Annotated in this window: 14 protein-coding genes and 1 pseudogene; 9 read left to right on the top strand and 6 right to left on the bottom strand. The window is 73.1% G+C overall.

Features of this window, described 5'->3' with window-relative positions:
- Nucleotides 1-50: 50 nt before the first annotated feature.
- The gene (locus ACQP2H_RS09160) at nt 51-1076 is read right to left on the bottom strand and encodes a methyltransferase (protein ID WP_219469079.1); all 1026 of its coding nucleotides are present in this window, start codon (nt 1074-1076) and stop codon (nt 51-53) included.
- 170 nt (nt 1077-1246) lie between these two features.
- Here ACQP2H_RS09160 and ACQP2H_RS09155 point away from each other — a divergent pair, with 170 nt between their 5' ends.
- Nucleotides 1247-2110 (top strand): TauD/TfdA dioxygenase family protein, encoded by an 864-nt coding sequence (locus ACQP2H_RS09155; protein ID WP_219469074.1) that lies wholly within the window; start codon nt 1247-1249, stop codon nt 2108-2110.
- 21 nt (nt 2111-2131) lie between these two features.
- Here ACQP2H_RS09155 and ACQP2H_RS09150 read toward each other — a convergent pair whose 3' ends face one another.
- The gene (locus tag ACQP2H_RS09150) at nt 2132-3304 is read right to left on the bottom strand and encodes a cytochrome P450 (RefSeq protein ID WP_208569107.1); all 1173 of its coding nucleotides are present in this window, start codon (nt 3302-3304) and stop codon (nt 2132-2134) included.
- Nucleotides 3305-3490: 186 nt separating this feature from the next.
- Here ACQP2H_RS09150 and ACQP2H_RS09145 point away from each other — a divergent pair, with 186 nt between their 5' ends.
- Nucleotides 3491-4678 (top strand): nucleotide disphospho-sugar-binding domain-containing protein, encoded by a 1188-nt coding sequence (locus ACQP2H_RS09145; RefSeq protein WP_433232084.1) that lies wholly within the window; start codon nt 3491-3493, stop codon nt 4676-4678.
- Between the two features lie 36 nt (nt 4679-4714).
- The gene (locus ACQP2H_RS09140; RefSeq protein WP_433232082.1) at nt 4715-5920 is read left to right on the top strand and encodes a cytochrome P450; all 1206 of its coding nucleotides are present in this window, start codon (nt 4715-4717) and stop codon (nt 5918-5920) included.
- A gap of 15 nt (nt 5921-5935) precedes the next feature.
- Here the strand turns inward: ACQP2H_RS09140 and ACQP2H_RS09135 are convergent, their stop codons facing one another.
- Nucleotides 5936-7333: a condensation domain-containing protein gene (locus ACQP2H_RS09135; protein ID WP_357538311.1), complete on the bottom strand. Its 1398-nt coding sequence runs from the start codon at nt 7331-7333 to the stop codon at nt 5936-5938.
- 78 nt (nt 7334-7411) lie between these two features.
- On the opposite strand from ACQP2H_RS09135, the gene ACQP2H_RS09130 reads away from it, so the two are divergent.
- The 3 genes from ACQP2H_RS09130 to ACQP2H_RS09120 are packed head-to-tail and all read left to right on the top strand — an operon-like array spanning nt 7412 to nt 9834.
- On the top strand, nt 7412-8134 hold the full coding sequence (locus ACQP2H_RS09130) for a 4'-phosphopantetheinyl transferase family protein (protein WP_357538309.1): 723 nt from the start codon (nt 7412-7414) through the stop codon (nt 8132-8134).
- A gap of 52 nt (nt 8135-8186) precedes the next feature.
- A complete protein-coding gene (locus ACQP2H_RS09125; protein WP_307799566.1) occupies nt 8187-8468 on the top strand; it encodes a phosphopantetheine-binding protein in 282 nt (93 codons plus the stop codon).
- Nucleotides 8469-8511: 43 nt separating this feature from the next.
- Nucleotides 8512-9834 (top strand): glycosyltransferase, encoded by a 1323-nt coding sequence (locus ACQP2H_RS09120; protein WP_357538307.1) that lies wholly within the window; start codon nt 8512-8514, stop codon nt 9832-9834.
- 47 nt (nt 9835-9881) lie between these two features.
- Here ACQP2H_RS09120 and ACQP2H_RS09115 read toward each other — a convergent pair whose 3' ends face one another.
- The 3 genes from ACQP2H_RS09115 to ACQP2H_RS09105 form a co-directional block, all read right to left on the bottom strand.
- Nucleotides 9882-11117 carry a beta-ketoacyl-[acyl-carrier-protein] synthase family protein gene (locus tag ACQP2H_RS09115; protein ID WP_433232077.1) on the bottom strand — a complete coding sequence of 412 codons (1236 nt, stop codon included), beginning with the start codon at nt 11115-11117 and terminating at the stop codon, nt 9882-9884.
- A 127-nt stretch (nt 11118-11244) separates the two neighbouring features.
- Entirely contained in the window at nt 11245-11505 is a 261-nt protein-coding gene (locus ACQP2H_RS09110) for an acyl carrier protein (protein ID WP_208569101.1), read from the bottom strand.
- 170 nt (nt 11506-11675) lie between these two features.
- Complete coding sequence (locus ACQP2H_RS09105) at nt 11676-12959, bottom strand: cytochrome P450 (RefSeq protein ID WP_219469059.1); 1284 nt, start codon at nt 12957-12959, stop codon at nt 11676-11678.
- Nucleotides 12960-13231: 272 nt separating this feature from the next.
- On the opposite strand from ACQP2H_RS09105, the gene ACQP2H_RS09100 reads away from it, so the two are divergent.
- The 3 genes and pseudogenes from ACQP2H_RS09100 to ACQP2H_RS09090 all read left to right on the top strand — a co-directional run bounded on the left by ACQP2H_RS09100 (nt 13232) and on the right by ACQP2H_RS09090 (nt 16636).
- The gene (locus tag ACQP2H_RS09100) at nt 13232-13720 is read left to right on the top strand and encodes an iron chaperone (protein ID WP_307799565.1); all 489 of its coding nucleotides are present in this window, start codon (nt 13232-13234) and stop codon (nt 13718-13720) included.
- Nucleotides 13721-13799: 79 nt separating this feature from the next.
- A complete protein-coding gene (locus tag ACQP2H_RS09095; protein WP_208569099.1) occupies nt 13800-14243 on the top strand; it encodes a hypothetical protein in 444 nt (147 codons plus the stop codon).
- A gap of 135 nt (nt 14244-14378) precedes the next feature.
- A pseudogene (locus tag ACQP2H_RS09090) lies at nt 14379-16636 on the top strand (catalase).
- Nucleotides 16637-16680 lie beyond the last annotated feature (44 nt).

Here is a 16680-nt window from a genome sequence, read left to right as displayed (position 1 = left end):
CACACCGATAGCCGGAATCAGGTACGAAAGTCAGATCACCCGCCGCCGGATCAGGCGTCCGCCGCGAACTCCAACAGGGTCAGTCCGTCGGTGCCGCGATAGGTCCCGACCGGTGCCAGACCGGCCGCCGAGGCCAACGCCGTGTGGTCGGCCACGCCCCGCTCCCGGCCACCCACCAACACCAGCATCTGCAGGTCGTACGGGGACCGGTGCGGCACGTACGGGTCGGTCGGCAGCACCTCCACCACCAGTACCCGTCCGGTCTTGCCGGCCGCCTCGGCGCACCGGCGCAGGATCGCCGTGGCGTGCGTGTCGCTCCAGTCGGTCAACGCCCGGGACACCACGTAGACGTCGGCGCCGGCCGGCAACTCGGCGAAGAAGTCCCCGACCACCGTGTCGACCCGCCCGGTCAGCCCGTGCTCGGCGAACGTGCCCGCCGCCGTGGCCACCGGCTCGGCCCGGTCGACCAGGGTGCCCCGCAGGTGCGGGTGGGTCGTCAGCAGCTCCCGCAGCAGCCCGCCGGCACCCCCGGCGACGTCGACGACGTGACCCACCCGCTCCCACGGGTAGAGCGCCGCCACCTGGGGTGCGGTGAACCGCTGCTGACTGAGCATCAACGCGTCGAAGTAGGCCCGGTAGGACGGGTGGGCGTCCAGGTCGGCCCAGAAGTCCCGCCCGTGCACCGCCTGGTAGCCGGGCCCGCCGGTGCGGATCGCCGTCGGCAGCCCGGTGTAGGCGAGGTCCATCCGGGCCCCGAGACCGTCGAGATCCAGGTAGCCGCCGTGCCCGCCGCCGTCACGGTCGCAGAGCAGCTCACCGACGTCGGTCAGCGCGAACTCGTCGGGAGCCGGCTCGACGAAGACGCCCCGGTGGACCAGGTAGCGCAGCAACCGGCCCAGGGCGTCCGGGTCGGCGTCGCACCCGTCGGCCAGCTCGGTGAGGCGGGTCGTACCGGCCGCGATCCGCTCCGGGACCCGCAGCGTCACCGCCGTGCGGACCGCGAACGGGGTCGCCAGGTCGGTCAGCCGGCCCAGCCGGGCCGCCGCGTCGTCATCGGTCGGGGTCTCGATCGTCACCCGGACAGCCTCCTGTCGCGCCACGCGTCCACGATGGCCGTGGCCGTCGTCCGGCGGCCCGAATGTTCCCAAGGGCGGCGTGACGGCGTCAACATCGACGGTGGAGATCCCATTCACCGTCGTGGAACAATGCGCCGACGGGCCCGGGGCCCAGACCGGAGGAAGCACCGATGACCACTTCCCTCGTGCCGCAGGTACGGCTCGTCGCGGGCGCCCTGGGCGCCGAGGTCCACGGCATCGACCTGAACACCCTGACCGACGAGGGCTTCGCCCACCTGCACCGGCTGCTGCTGGCGCACCAGGTGGTCTTCGTCGCCGGGCAGACCGGGTTGACCCCGCAGGCGCACATCGCCTTCGGTCGGCGCTTCGGCGAGGTCGAGCTGCACCCGTACCTGCCCCGGCTCCAGGGGCATCCGGAGATCGTCCTCATCGACTCCGAGCACGGTGGGAAGGTCGACGTCTGGCACACCGACATGACCTTCCACCAGAGCCCACCGATCGCCTCCATCCTGCACCTGGTCGAGCTGCCCGAGACCGGCGGCGACACCATGTGGACCAACCAGTGCAAGGTGTACGAGGCGTTGTCCGCGCCCATGCGCGACCTGCTCGACGGGTTGACCGCCATCCACGTCATCCGGATCGGCACCGAGTTCACCAGTCGGGCCGAGCACCCGGTGGTCCGGGTGCACCCCGAGACCGGCCGCCGCTCGTTGTACGTCAACCGGCTGTTCACCTCGCACATCCCGCAGCTGAGCCGCAACGAGAGCGACGCGCTGCTGGAGTACCTGTTCGCGTTCTCCGAGGGCCCGCAGTTCACCTGCCGGTACCGCTGGCGCGTCGGCGACGTGGCGATCTGGGACAACCGGGTCACCCAGCACTATGCGATCAACGACTACGACGGCCTGCGGCGCGGTCAGCGGATCACGGTGCTCGGTGACCACCCGACCGGTGACGCGCCCCGGTGGGACCACTACGTCGCCGCACCCGGCCAGCGTTACTGGCCGGACCGGGTCAACGCGGTGGACAACTACTGACCGCCGGGCCACCCCGGCGGCTCACCAGGTGACCGGGAACGACGCGATGCCGCCGTTCATCCGGTCGTGCCGCCACGGGATCTGCTCGATCGGCACCGCCGGCGTCAGCCCCGGCAGCCGCCGCAGCAGCTCGCCGATCGACAGCTCCACCTGCATCCGGCCCAGCGCGGTGCCCAGGCAGAAGTGCGGCCCGAAGCCGAAGGTGAGGTGCGGCGCGGTCGGCACCCGGTCGATGTCGAAGACGTTGGGGTCGGGGAAGACCCGGGGATCGCGGTTGCCCGCCCACGGGATCGCCATCACGCAGTCCCCGGCGCGCATCGCCACCCCGCCGAGGGTCAGGTCCTCCTGCACCACCTGGACCCGGAACATGCTGCTCACCGACGTGTAGCGCAGGATCTCGTCGGTCGCCGAGGACAGCTTGCCCGGGTCGGCCCGCAGCTTCGCCAACTGCTCGGGGTGCTGGAACAGCGCGCGCAGCCCGGCGCTGGTGGAGTTGATCTCCAGCCCGCCGAGCAGCACCCCCATCGCCAGCTCCACCAGCTCGGCGTCGACCAGCTCGTGCGCGTCCCTGCCGAGCACCCAGGCCGAGAGCAGGTCGTCGCCGGGGCTCACCCGCTTGTCGGCCAACTGCCCGGCCAGGTAGTCCCGCAGCTGGGCCTGCGCGGTGGCGGCATCGGCCGAACCGTACGCGGTGACCGAGTTGAGGCCCTCGATCCACCCGTAGAACCGGGGCCGGTCGGCGACCGGGACCCCCAGCACGTCGCAGACCACGTACACGGGCAGCGGCGCCACCAGGGCCGCCACCAGGTCGGCGGGCCGGGGGCCGGCGAGCAGGTCGTCGAGCAGCGCGTCCACCAGCCGACGCACCCGGGGGCGGAAGGTGTCGATGCGGCGGGCGGTGAACGCCCGGCTGGCCACCCGGCGGACCACGGCGTGCGCCGGACCGTCCATGTTCAGCTCGCGCGGGCCGACGCCGTCGGGGGTCGCGGTCGCGCCCGGCGGAAGCCGGGAGAACCGGGGATCGGCCAGGACGGTGCAGCAGTCCTGGTAGCCGAGCACCAGCCAGGCCGGCCGACCGTCGGGCAGTCGCACCCGGCTGACCGGGTCGGACACCACCATGTCGAGCAGCTCGGCCGGCAGGTCACCGGTGAACGGCTCGAACGGATAGTCCCGCAGCTCGGAGACGACGGTCATGACGAGCTACCCACCTGTCGGTCGGCGGTCCACATCGGGCACCGGTAAGACTCGGCCATCGGTGCGTCGTCGTCAATATCCATTGGGTCGACCGACGATCTTCCGGGTACCGACATCCATCGCCTAGCATCTGTGCACCAGGACTGCCCGGTGACGCGCGCGGATGGGTCGGACTTGACTGCGGCTTTGCGGATTCTGATGTCGACGTGGGGCTGGCGGTCGCATTTCTACGGCCTCGTCCCGCTCGGCTGGGCCCTCCAGGCGGCCGGCCACGAGGTGCGGGTGGCCAGCCATCCCACGCTGGTGCCGGCGATCACCGCGGCCGGCCTGGCGGCGGTGCCGCTGGGTGCGGACCTCGACTTCGCCGAGGCGTTCGCGGGCCGGATCGGCGCGGTGGGGGCGCTGGACGGGGCCACCCGCACCGCCGAGCCGGTCGACGCGGTCGAGCCGGCGATCACCGCCGACGGCGGCGTGGTCCGGTTCGCCGACGCCCTCCTCGACGACCTGGTCACCTTCGGCCGGGACTGGCAGCCCGACCTGATGGTCTGGGAGCCGTTCAACCTCGCCGCCGCGGTGGCCGCCGCCGCGCTCGGCGTGCCCGGTGTGCAGCACCTGTGGGGGCCGGACTCCTCGGTCACCCTCCGGCTCGACCCGGAGGAGGTCCTCGGCCCGCTCGCCGGCCGGTTCGGGCTCGCCGCCACCGACGTGGACCTCACCGGCGGGCTGACCCTCGACCCGGTGCCACCACCGATGCAGGTGCCGATGACCCGCCCGGGACGACCGATCCGGTACGTGCCGTACAACGGCCCGGCCGTGTTGCCGTCCTGGCTGCACCACCCGCCGCAGCGGCCCCGGGTCTGCGTCACGGCGGGCACCATGATGGCCGGTGCCGGGCTCAGCGACCGGCTGGGCCTCCCCCGGGTCATCCGCGCGGTCGCCGGGCTGGACGTCGAGGTCGTCGTGCTTGTCGAACGGGCCCAGCAGGCCGGGTTGGGCCCGTTGCCGGGCAACGTCCGACTGGTCGACGGCCCGCTGGCGCTGCGGCTGGTGCTGCCGACCTGCGCCGCGCTGGTGCAGCAGGGCGGCGCGGGGACCACGATGACGGCGCTCAGCCTCGGGGTGCCGCAACTGATCCTGCCGCAGGTCAGCGACCAGCACTTCAACGGCGAGCGGTTGGCGCTCACCGGCGCCGGGACCTGGTTGGCGCCCGCGCGGGCCGACGACGACACGCTGCGCGAGCTGGTCGGCCAGCTGATCGGCGACGGCCCCTGGCGCGACGCCGCGACGTCGATGCGCGAGCGGGTCAGCGCGATGCCCACCCCCGCCGAGGTGGTGCCGGCGCTGGTGGCCCTCGCCGCGCACCCCCGCAGCTGAGCCCACCGGCCTGTCGGACCACCCTAGGAGTCGTCGATGACGCAAGAGCCCATTCCGTACCCGCTCGCCCCGGCTCCCACCATCTACCACCCGTCACCGGACTACACCCGGCTGCGGGAGACCTGCCCGGTGGCGCCCGTCGCGCTGCCCGACGGGGCGTCGGCCTACCTGGCCACCCGGCACGCGGACGTCCGCCGGGTCTTCACCGACCAGCGGTTCAGCCGGGCCGCCGCGGCCGGGCCCGACCGTCCGACCCGGGAGCTGGGTTCGCTGGCCGAGGACTCGCTGATCGGGATGGACCCGCCCCGGCACACCAAAATGCGCCGGGCGGTGTCGCACGCGTTCACCGTCCGCCGGGTGGAGGCTCTGCGCCCGACGGTGGCCCCGCTGATCGACCGGATGATCGACGGGATGGTGGCGGCGGGACCACCGGCGGACCTGATCCCGCACCTGTCCGCGCCGCTGCCGATCTATGTGATCAGCAAGCTGTTCGGCATCCCCGAGCAGGACCAGGACCGGGTACGCGAGTGGTCCGACGCGCTCGTCGGTGACTGGGACGCCGACCCGGCCGCCCCGCAGGCCGCCCTGGACGCGTTCGGCGAGATGATCGTCGAACGTCGCCGCGAGCCCGGCGACGACCTGATGAGCGCCCTGATCAACGCCTGGGACGAACACGACGACCTCACCGAACGGGAACTCGTCTCGGTGACCGCCGGCATCTTCGTCGGCGGCCACGAGACCACCACCAACCAGCTCAACCTGTTCCTGCTGGTGCTGGCCCGGCACCCCGAGCAGCTCGCCGGCCTGCGCGGTGACGACCCGGTCGCGGTGGCCCGCGCGGTGGAGGAGCTGTCCCGGTTCATCCAGCTCGGGGACAACGGGGTGCTGCTGCCCCGGGTGACCACCGAGGAGGTGGAACTCGGCGGGGTGTGCCTGCCGGCGGGCACCCCGGTGCTCCCGGCGATCGCGTCGGCCAACCGGGACGCCTCGGTGTTCGCCGGGGCCGACACCCTCGACCTGAGCCGGGTCGACAACCCGCACCTGGCGTTCGGGGCCGGCCCGCACCACTGCCTCGGCGCGGCGCTGGCCCGGATGGAGTTGCAGGAGGCCCTCGGCGCGCTGCTGCGCCGGCTGCCCGGCCTGCGGCTGGCCGTACCCGAGGAGGAGTTGCGCTTCAAGCCCGGCCTGGTGGTACGCAGCCTGGAGACACTGCCGGTGACCTGGGACCGGGTCGACGGGTGACCGTCGACCCGGCGCTCAGCCGGTGATCCGGGTGGGGGCCGTCGGGTCGAACGCCGCCTCGACGGCCACCTCCTCCACCCCGCGCAGCAGCGCCTCGGCCTGGGTCTCGGTGAAACAGCCCAGGTCGAAGATGACCTGGAGAAAGATGGTCTCCGGCTGGTCCTCGACGGTGATGAACGCCTGTTCTGGCAGGTGGTCCAGGGTGCCGTCCCAGACCAGGAACGTCTCGGCCGCCTTCCGCCGGATCTGCTCGGGGGTCACCTCCTCGGTACGCGCGCCGTCGTCCGCCGCCTGCCGGGTCACCACCCGACGGTCGTTGATCCGGCAGGTGACCCGGGCCGGGTACCCGCGTTCGTCGTCGAGCCGGGCGCTGGCCTCGGCGAGCTGCACCGGGTCGTAGTAGGCGTACATCCCGGCGGCGACGGAGGCCTTGCGGGCCCGGGCCACCACCTCGTCCACGGTGGTGTCGGTGGCGTCCACGGTGAGCACGCCGTTCTGGCTCAGCGGGGCGATGGCCTCGGCGAACCCCGGCCGGAACCGGTTGCCGACGATGAGTTTGGCGGTCAGCGGGCTGACCCCGGTGGCCCGGCCGACCGCCACGGCGATCACCGCGAGCAGCACCCGGGAGGTGTCCGTCCTGGTCCGTCGGGCGATGGCCTGCACCGCCAGGTAGGCCGCGGGTGAGCTGAACCGGCCGTGCCAGAACCGCCGGCCGTGTCGCCCGGCCGGGTTGGTGACCGCACCGAAGGTCGACGGCGCGATGTCGCGCAGGTGCGACTCCCAGTGCCGGACCGCCCGGTCGCTGACCCGGCGCAGTGGCGGTGTGCGCTCCCGCCGGCCAAGATCGAGCAGCTGCACGGTACGCGGGTCGGGCGCCCGCCGGGCCGTCAGGTCGACCAGCCCGAGATCGGCCATCAGCAGGGCGGTCGCGGTGCCGTCGACCACCAGGTGGTCGAGGGTCAGCACCCGGTGCACCAGGGCACCCCGGTGCCGGACCACCGCCATCCGCACCGACCAGTCCCGGTAGAGGTCGTAGTGGGCCAGCAGCCGGGCGTGGCCCAGTTCGTAGGCGAACTTCGCCACGTCGGCCGGGTCGGCGTCGTCCGGGACGTCCAGCACGTCGAGGGCGACCTCCCCGGCGGCGGACACCACCTGGCAGGGTTCGCCGTGCTCGTCGGTGCCCAGCCGCATCCGCAGCGCCGGGTGCCGGCTCATCAGGTCGCCGAGCTGCGCCGCCACCTCCGCCACGGTGATCCCGGCCGGCACCGGGTGCGCGCCACTGACGTTGTGCGTCCACCCGGTCTCCCGCATGTCCTGCATGATCGCGAGCTGACCCCAGGTCAGCGGCGCGGTGCCCGCCCCCGGGCCGGCGAACGGGACGAGCACCTGCGCCTCGGCGGTCTGCGCGAACATCGGTCCATCAGAGCAACGCGAATCGGCACGTGTCAACGTCACAAATCGCCGCCGCCGCGGTGGCGTTAGGGTACGGCCATGCCCGACGCCGTCCGGATCTGGATCGTGTCGGCCCGGGTGTCCCCGGACGAGCTGGCCCGGTACCGGGCGCTGCTCGACGCCGACGAGCGGGCCCGCGCGGCGACGCTCGCCCAGGCGGCCACCCGGGACCGGTTCACCGTGGCGCACGGCGCGCTGCGCGTCCTGGTGGGCCGTGCGATGGACCTGCCACCCGAGCGGCTCAGCTGGCGGCGGGGCCGGCACGGCAAACCGACGCTGACCCACCCCCGGGGTGGCCCGCAGACGAGCCTGTCCTACTCCGACGAACTCGTCGCGATCGCCGTGGCCGGCGACCGGGCGGTCGGGGTGGACATCCAGCATCCGACGCCGGGGCTGGACCCGGTGGCGCTGGCCGACCGGTTCTTCGCCGCCGAGGAGGCGCGGCTGGTCCGCTCGGGGCCCGACGCCGCCGCCCGGGCCGACCGGTTCGCCCGGCTGTGGGCCCGTAAGGAGGCGGTGGTCAAGGCCGCCGGGGGTCGGCTCTGGCCCCAGCTGGCGCTGCCGGTGCACCGCGACGACGTGGTGCGCTGCGGCGACCCGGTGGGGGTGCACCGGGTCACCGACGTCGCCACCCCGGGCGGGTACCGGGTCGCGGTGGCGCTCGCCGGCGAGCCGCCGTTCGACGTCGCGACGTCGTACGGTCCGACCGGGTGGACGGATCGTCCCGCCGGCACCCCGGCTGAAGATCGTCGCACCCGTTGACACCCGACGATCACGTTTGCTCTGATGGCTCCATGGTGGAGCGTAGGGTCCCGTGACAGAGTCCGACACGGCCACTGCGCCGCAGCTGCGTGCGCAGGTCGTCGACAGCATGACCACGCTGCTGACCCGGATGCTCAGGCCGCCGGCCCCGGTCACCGAACGGACCCAGCTGATGGACGAGCTGGGCCTCAGCTCCTCCCTCGCGTTGGAGCTGCTGCTCGAGATCGAGGACGAGCTGGAGATCCAGATCGACGTGGAGGATCTGGACGAAGACCAGATGACCACGGTCGCCGACCTGGCCGACTACATCACCGCGCACTGCACCCCCCGCTGACGGCCCGCGACGGGGCCTGGCCGGCGTTTCGCGAAGGAGTCACATGCCGACCATGGACCAGCCCCGGCTGAGCGTGGTGATCCCCGCCCACAACAACGGCACGGCGCTCGACACGACGCTGACGTCCCTGACCCGGCAAACCCTGCCGCCACAGGAATTCGAGGTCATCGTCGGTGACGACGGTTCGGCCGAACCGCTCACCGCTCTCGTGGGGAGCTATGCCGACCGGCTGCGGATCGACTGCGTACGCAGCGAAGCCAACCGGGGCCGCAGTGCCAACCGCAACGCGGCGGCGGCCCGCGCCCACGCCGACACCCTGCTGTTCCTGGACGCCGACACGGTGGCCCACCCGACCCTGCTGGCCCGGCACCGGGCCCACCACGACGCCCTCGACGGCCGGCCCGGGGTGCTGCTGGGTCAGCGGTACGACCTCGACTGGGCCGGTGCGGACGCGCTGCGCCGGGGTGAGCCGATCGGGGCGGAGCTGCTCGACGCCGAGCGCGGCGACCCCCGGCTGGAGGACATCTCCCACCCGCAACGGATCCACGACTTCCCCAGCGCGCCCTGGGTGCTCGGGCTGACCCACAACGCGTCGGTGGACCGGGAGTCGTTCCTGCGGGTGGGCGGCTTCGACGAGACGATCGTCAAGTGGGGGTTCGAGGATCTGGAGTTCTTCTACCGGATCTTCCACCTGCACGGGGCCCGGCCCGACCTGTTCGAACTGGACGTCGAGGCGACGTCCTACCATCTGCCGCACTTCCGCAAGACGTCCAACGGGCTCGCCTCGATGGACAACATGAAGTACCTGCTGCGCAAGCACCTGCGCTACGACGTCGAGGTGCTGTATTCGATCAACACGTTCGGGCGGCACCTGGGCCGGATCCGGCTCTACGGCCAGGCCATCGACGCGTACCGGCGGGCGGGGTTGGGGCGGCCGGCGGTGCTGCCCGCCGCGCTGCGCGCGGAGCTGGCCACCGGCGCGGCCCTGGTCATCGGCAACGGGGTGTCCACCCTGGAGCTGGGCCCCGACTCGCAGACCTTCGACCACGACGCGCCGCCCGGCCCGACCAACGCGCACCTGCTCGGCACCGTGCTCCAGCAGTTCAAGGCCGGTGCGCTCGATCTGATCGTCAACGTCGACCTGTGGCGCTGTCTCCTCCCCGAGGACCTGCCGGCCTTCCTGACCCGGGGGCTGCTCAAGGCCGACCGGATCGAGCTGGTCGCCACCCACGCCGTCCCGGACCAGCGGGCGATGCTGCCGGTGCCCCTCGTGGCGGACCTCGACTACCTGACCGACATGCTGCACCAGCACTTCGACGTCACGGTCGGCGTACACGACACCGCGACGGTGCTCACGATCCGCTGAACCGCCCGGTGCGGCCGGCCGGTGCCCGCTCGGGCGGCCCCGGCCGGTCAGCCCCCGGCGGGGCCGAACACCAGGCTGACGTTGTGGCCGCCGAAGCCGAACGAGTTGGACATCACGGTGGTCACCGGGACGGCCCGGGGCTGCTTGCGGATGTGGTCGACCTCGTCGGCCGGGTCCGGGTCGTCGAGGTTGTGCGTCGGCGGCAGCAGACCGCGGCGCAGCGCCTCGATGCCGATGGCCGCCTCGACCACCCCGGAGACGCCGAGCAGGTGCCCGGTGACGCCCTTGGTGGAACTCACCGGCGGGGTGGCCGTGCCGTAGACGTCACGCAGGGCGGCGATCTCGGCCGTGTCACCGGCCTTGGTGCTGGTGCCGTGGGCGTTGAGGTAGCCGATCTCGTCGGCGTGCAGACCGGCGTCGCGCAGCGCCGCCCGCATGCAGTGCGCGGCCCCGGACCCGTCGGGGCGCGGGGTGGTGGGATGGTAGGCGTCGTTGTTCGCCCCCCACCCGAGCAGGTCGGCGTACCGGGGGACGCCGCGCGCCACGGCGTGCGCGGTGCGTTCCAGGACGAACACCCCGGCCCCCTCGCCGAGGACGAGACCGTTGCGGCGACGGTCGAACGGACGGCTCGCGGCCGTCGGGTCGGACCAGCCGTGGGCGAGCGCGCGGGCGTTGCCGAACGCGTCGACGAAGGCCGGGAAGAGCGGCGCCTCGCTGGACCCGCAGACCACCATGTCGGCCTCGTCGGCGCGCAGGATCCGCAGCGCCTCGCCGAGGGACTGGGCACCTGACGCGCACGCCGTGCCGATCGACGAGGTGTAGCCCCGGATGCCGAACCGGATGGCGATCCGTGCCGCGCCCATGTTCGGCAGCGTCCCGGGCAGCAGGTACGGGCTGACCCCGAACCGGCCCCGCTCGGCCCGCGCGAGCACCTGGCTCGCCAGGGTCGACAGGCCGCCGACGCCGGAGACGATGACGGCGACGCGGTACGGGTCGACGTCCCGGCCCACCTCGACACCGGCGTCGGCCAACGCGTCCTCGGCGGCCCGCAGGACCATCACGATCGAGCGGTCCACCACCCGGGACTCGGGGCCGGGCAGCACACTGGCCGGGTCGATGTCCGGGCTGAACGCCGCGACGTCGACGACCCCGTCGACCGGGTGCCCCCCGGGTGGTCGGCGTAGGCCGGAGCGGCCCTCGCAGACCGCGTCGAACACCTCGGCGGCGGTGTTGCCGACGGGGCTCACCAGCCCGATCCCGGTAACCGTCACACCCGCACGCACGCGCGTCCCTCCCGCCCGGTCCCGGCGACACCCCGGCCGCACCGACGACAACCGTGGGCCCGACCGCACCGGGCCCGGTCAGCCGACCGGTCGACGGGCGTCCGGGCGGGTGGCGCGGCGGGCACGGTCAGTGCGCCGAGGCGGGCTGGATGCGCCGGGACACCGCGCCGCAGAACTCGCCGACCGTCATCATCGCCAGGGCCTCGGCCTCGTCGTCGTCGAACGCCACCCCGAACCGGTCCTCCACCCGGACGGCCAGCTCGGCGAGGCCGAGCGAGTCCACGTCGAGGCCGGCCGGACCGAACACCGTGTCGTCGTCGGCGCCCTCGATGTCGTATTTCATCTCGGTCAGCGCGGCGAAGAGGAACGCGCGGATCTCGTCGGTCATGGCCGTTGTTTCCTTTCCGGAGGTCGGCGTCGGCGGGCCCGGCAGCCGGTGGGGCGCGGGAGGCGTGACAGGTGGCCGGGGACGCGGCCGGAGACCGGGTACGACGTCGGCGTGACCGTCGCCGTTCTGGTCACCGGAGCAGCCGCTCCGTGTGAATCGACCTTACTCAATCAAGACCGATTCGCAAGGTCCACCCGGACGGTGCCGGCGGACCGATCGGTGTCCGCAGCGACGAGCCGCACCGGGAGCCGGTCGTGACCCCGCAGCATGAGTTGCCGCCGTTCGCCGGGCTCCGCCGCGAGCGCCAGCGCCGGGAACCGGTCCAGCAGCCGGGGCAGGACGAGCCGCCCCTCCGCCCGGCCGAGCGCCGCGCCGACGCAGTAGTGCGGCCCGGCGCTGAAGGCCAGGTGCCGGTTGTCCGGGCGGGACGGGTCGAAGGAGTCCGGGTCGGGGAACCGTCGGGGGTCGCGGTTGGCCGCACCGGTCAGCACCAGCACCGACCGTCCACGGGGGACGGCGACTCCGGCGATGTCGGTGTCCTCGGCGGCGTAGCGCACGGCGAAGTGCACCGGTGGCTCGTACCGCAGGATCTCCTCCACGTAGGCCGGGGCGAGGCTGTGGTCGGCGCGCAACGCGGCCAACGCCGCCGGCCGCGCCAACAGCAGGGTCAGCCCGGTGCCGAAGAGGTTGGCCGTGGTCCGGAACCCCGCGTTGTACATGACGATCAGGTTGGCCAGCAGCTCGGCCTCCGACAGCTGGTCGGGGCGTCCGTCCCGGATCGCCGCCAGCGCCGAGACGAGGTCGTCGCGGGGCTCCGCCCGGCGTACGGCCAGCAGGTCGGTGAAGTAGGCGGTCAGTTCGTCGGCGGCGACGTTGGCGGCCCGGATCTCCCGGAACGAACGCGGTCCGATCTCCAGCACCGCGTCGAACGCCCGCACCCGCGCCGGGAACCACCCCCGGTCCCGCTCGGGCACCCCCAGTAGCTCGCCGACGACGGCACTGGGCAGGGGCAACGCGAACGCGGCCATGAAGTCCACCGGTCGGCCGTCCGCGCCCTCCCGGGCGAGCCCGTCGAGCAGCCGGTCGGCGATGCGCAGGATCGCCGGTTCCAACGCGGTGACCCGGCGGGCGGTCAGCGCCTGGCCGAACAACTGGCGTATCCGGGCGTGGTCGTCGGGCGGGGCGTTGAACATGCTGGCCTGCAGGGTCCGGATCACCGCGTGGTCCCGCCAGCGCAGGCCGGCCCGGTCCAGGTGGTCCGCGTCGAGCACCCGGAACACCGGATCACGCAGGACCCGGTGGGCGGCGTCGTACCCGTGGACCACCGCGGCGTACGGGGCCGTCGGGGCGAGCGCGACGGCCTCCCCCAGCTCGTGCAGCCGGGCGTAGTACGGGTACGGGTCGCGGCGTACCTCGTCGCCGAGCAGGTCGTCGAGGGATACCGGGAAACCCATGGCGCTCCTCGGACGACGGGCACGGGCGGAGGATGCGGTGACCATAGACGCATCGACGGCGACGTGTCCACGACCGGCACCCCCGACGACGGGTCCGCCAGCCGGCCGCCAACCCGGGTGGACCGGCGCAGCCCGGTCCTGCCCCACGGTGGGATCATCCGGCCGCCTGCCGTTGGTCAGGAATCGAGAAGCGGGCGGCGGCACCGGACCATAGCCTTTTCCCAGGTGGCCGGCAGGACGCCGCGCCTCGTCCACCCAGTGAGGGAGACAGCGTGTCCACGAAGAGTTCGACCGCCGCGTCCGGCGGCGGCACCGCCGGAGAGGCCGCCGGGGCCGATGCCGGCGGGTTCAGCGCCGAGGAGCGCGCCGCGATGCAGGAACGCGCCGCCGAGTTGCGTGCCGAGGGGAAGAAGGGCGCCAAGAAGGCCGACGGGATGCAGGCGGTGCTGGACCGGATCGCCCAGATGGCCCCGGCGGACCGGGCGCTGGCCGAGCGGGTGCACCTGACGGTGGTCACGGCGGCTCCGCAGCTGTCCCCGAAGACCTGGTACGGGATGCCCGCGTACGCGAACGAGGACGGCAAGATCGTCGTCTTCTTCCAGGACGCCGGCAAGTTCAACTACCGGTACTCGACCCTGGGCTTCCAGGAGGCGGCGCACCTCGACGACGGTGACCTCTGGCCGGTGTCGTACGCGTTGCGTACCTGGAGCCCTACCGTGGAGAAGCGGGTCCGGGAACTGGTGACGGCAGCGGTCTCCTGACCGGCAGCGGCCGGTGTCCCGGCTGGCGGGCGGTGCTCCGGGGTGTCACCGCCGCTCAGGCGGGTACGCGGCAGGGATGATGCCGACCAGCAGAGCCCTGATCGCCGGTGCGGCCGGCGCGTCCGCCCTCAACGCCGTCACCTACCTCGACATGGTGGTCCGGGCCCGGCCGGCCAGCAGCACCGCCGAGGACAGCGCCGGCCGGTTGGCCGAACTGGCCCACGTCGACCTCGGTGACGCCCGGACCGCCACCAACCGGCGGTCCGGGCTCGGGCCGTTGCTCGGCTACGTCACCTCGGTGGCCGCCGCCGTCGGCTACGTGGCGGCCGGTGGTCGCCGGTTGCCGCTGGGCGTGTCCACCCTCGCGCTGACCGGCCTGGCGATGATCGGTTCCAACGGCCCGCTGACCCTGTTGCGGGTCACCGACCCGCGGACCTGGTCGGCCACCGACTGGGTAGCCGACCTGGTCCCGCACCTGGCGTACGGCGCGGTCACCGCCGTCACCCTCCGCGCGTTGCGCTGACCCCACGGCGGCAGCGCGGTGCCCGGGCGGGCGGCGGGCGGCGGCGTACCGGACGGCCCTGCGTGTTTTGCGGTGGGATGCCCGGGTAGGGGAAGAAGACCCGTTCCCCGCTCCGCACAAAGAGGTGCCACCCAGATGGAATCCCGCAAGCCGACCGAAGTCGTCAAGGACGTGGTGGACGCCGCAGCCGAGAAGGTGTCCCACCTGATCACCCCCGAGGTGCCCGGCGCACCGGGCACCGCCCCGCCGACCGTCGAGGAGCCCACCACCCCGCACGGTCCGCTGCCACCCAAGAAGGAACAGGGCGCACCGCAGACCCGTACCCCGACCGGCGCGGCCACCGGCGCACCGGCCGTCGCCAACGGCCAGCAGGGCGAGTTCCTCACCACCGCGCAGGGGGCCCGGCTGCGCGACACCGACCACTCACTCAAGGCCGGTCCGCGCGGGCCGACGCTGCTCCAGGACCACCACCTCCGCGAGAAGATCACCCATTTCGACCACGAACGCATCCCGGAGCGGGTGGTGCACGCCCGGGGCGCGGGCGCGCACGGCGTCTTCACCGGGTACGGCGCCGAAGAGGTCACCCGGGCCGGCTTCCTGCGCAAGGGTAAGGAAACGCCGGTGTTCGTCCGGTTCTCCACCGTCCTGGGGTCCCGGGGCTCGGCCGACACCGTCCGGGACACCCGGGGATTCGCCACCAAGTTCTACACCGACGAGGGCACCTTCGACCTGGTCGGCAACAACATGCCGGTCTTCTTCATCCAGGACGCGATCAAGTTCCCCGACATCATCCACGCCGGCAAGCCGCACCCGGACCGGGAGATCCCGCAGGCGCAGAGCGCCCACGACACCTTCTGGGACTTCGTCTCGCTGCACACCGAGGCGCAGCACCACACCCTGTGGAACATGTCCGACCGGGGCATCCCGCGCTCGTACCGGACCATGGAGGGCTTCGGGGTGCACACCTTCCGGCTGGTCGACGCCGCCGGGGCGACGGTGCTGGCGAAGTTCCACTGGAAGCCGAAGCTGGGCGTGCACTCGCTGGACTGGGAGGAGGCACAGCTGCTCAGCGGTATGGACCCCGACTTCCACCGGCGTGACCTCTACGACGCCATCGAGGCCGGCGCGTACCCGGAGTGGGAACTCGGCCTCCAGGTCTTCCCGGACACCCCGGAGGAGACCTTCGCCGGCATCGACCTGCTCGACCCCACCAAGATCGTGCCGGAGGAGCTGGCACCGGTGCAGCCGGTCGGGAAGCTGGTGCTCAACCGGACGCCGACGAACTTCTTCGCCGAGACCGAGCAGGTCGCCTTCCACCTCGGCCACCTGGTGCCGGGCATCGACGTCACCAACGACCCGCTGTTGCAGGGGCGGCTCTTCTCGTACGTCGACACCCAGCTCACCCGGCTGGGCGGGCCGAACTTCTCGCAGCTCCCGATCAACCGGCCGCACGCGCCGGTCAACGACATGCTCCGCGACGGGTTCCACCAGCAGGCCGTGCACGCCGGGGTCGCGCCGTACCGGCCGAACTCGCTCGACGGGGGCAACCCGTTCCCGGCCGGGGACGCCGAGAACGCGTTCGTCGACGTGCCGGTCACCGTGGCCGAGGCCCCGAAGGTCCGGGCCAACCCGGCCTCCTTCGACGACCACTTCAGCCAGGCCCGGCTGTTCTGGCTGAGCATGTCGCCGGTGGAGCGGGAGCACATCGTCCGGGCCTACACCTTCGAGTTGGGCAAGTGCTACCACCAGGCGATCCGGGAACGGCAGTTGCAGTGCCTGGCCAACATCGACCCGGTGCTCTGCGCGCAGGTGGCCACCGGCCTGGGCCTGCCGGCACCGGAGCCGACCGTGCCGCTGGCCGACGTCACGCCCAGCCCGGCGCTGTCCCAGCTCGGCCGCGTCTGGCCGGCCGACGGCCGGACGGTCGGCATCGTGGTCGACGCGGACGCCGACACCGACGACGTCGAGCAGGTACGCCGGGAGGTGTCCGCCGCCGGCATGGTGCCGCTGGTGATCGCCGCGCACGGCGGCACGGTGGGCGGCCTGACGGTGCAGCGGACCTTCGCCACCGGCCGCTCGGTCGAGCTTGACGCGCTGCTGCTGGCCGGGGCCCCCGCGCCGGCCCCGGCGCGCTGCCGGCCCGGGACGCCAAGGAGGGCGCGGCGGACGCCACCGTGGTCGACCCCCGGGTGCTGCTGCTGGTGCAGGAGTGCTGGCGGCACGCCAAGGTGATCGGCGCGTGGGGTGACGGCGTGCGGGTGCTGGAGCTGGCCGGGGTGGCCGGCGCGGCGGGTGTGGTGGCCGGTGACTCGCCGAGCGGCGTGCTCGCCGACGCGCAGCCCCTGCTGGCCGCGCACCGGGTCTGGGACCGGTTCCCCGCCTCGGTCTCCTGACGGGGGCTGTCGACGGGTGTCCGCCGTGGTGCACGGTGGACACC

Source organism: Micromonospora sp. CA-248260, assembly GCF_050942205.1.
Classification (GTDB): domain Bacteria; phylum Actinomycetota; class Actinomycetes; order Mycobacteriales; family Micromonosporaceae; genus Micromonospora; species Micromonospora antibiotica.
This window is presented reverse-complemented; position numbering and strand designations above follow the sequence as displayed.

Coding starts and splice junctions, on each gene's coding strand:
- ACQP2H_RS09155 (WP_219469074.1), top strand. CDS start 1,247: ATGACCACTTCCCTCGTGCCGCAGGTACGGCTCGTCGCGGGCGCCCTG.
- ACQP2H_RS09150 (WP_208569107.1), bottom strand. CDS start 3,304: ATGACCGTCGTCTCCGAGCTGCGGGACTATCCGTTCGAGCCGTTCACC.
- ACQP2H_RS09140 (WP_433232082.1), top strand. CDS start 4,715: ATGACGCAAGAGCCCATTCCGTACCCGCTCGCCCCGGCTCCCACCATC.
- ACQP2H_RS09135 (WP_357538311.1), bottom strand. CDS start 7,333: ATGTTCGCGCAGACCGCCGAGGCGCAGGTGCTCGTCCCGTTCGCCGGC.
- ACQP2H_RS09130 (WP_357538309.1), top strand. CDS start 7,412: ATGCCCGACGCCGTCCGGATCTGGATCGTGTCGGCCCGGGTGTCCCCG.
- ACQP2H_RS09120 (WP_357538307.1), top strand. CDS start 8,512: ATGCCGACCATGGACCAGCCCCGGCTGAGCGTGGTGATCCCCGCCCAC.
- ACQP2H_RS09110 (WP_208569101.1), bottom strand. CDS start 11,505: ATGACCGACGAGATCCGCGCGTTCCTCTTCGCCGCGCTGACCGAGATG.
- ACQP2H_RS09105 (WP_219469059.1), bottom strand. CDS start 12,959: ATGGGTTTCCCGGTATCCCTCGACGACCTGCTCGGCGACGAGGTACGC.
- ACQP2H_RS09095 (WP_208569099.1), top strand. CDS start 13,800: ATGCCGACCAGCAGAGCCCTGATCGCCGGTGCGGCCGGCGCGTCCGCC.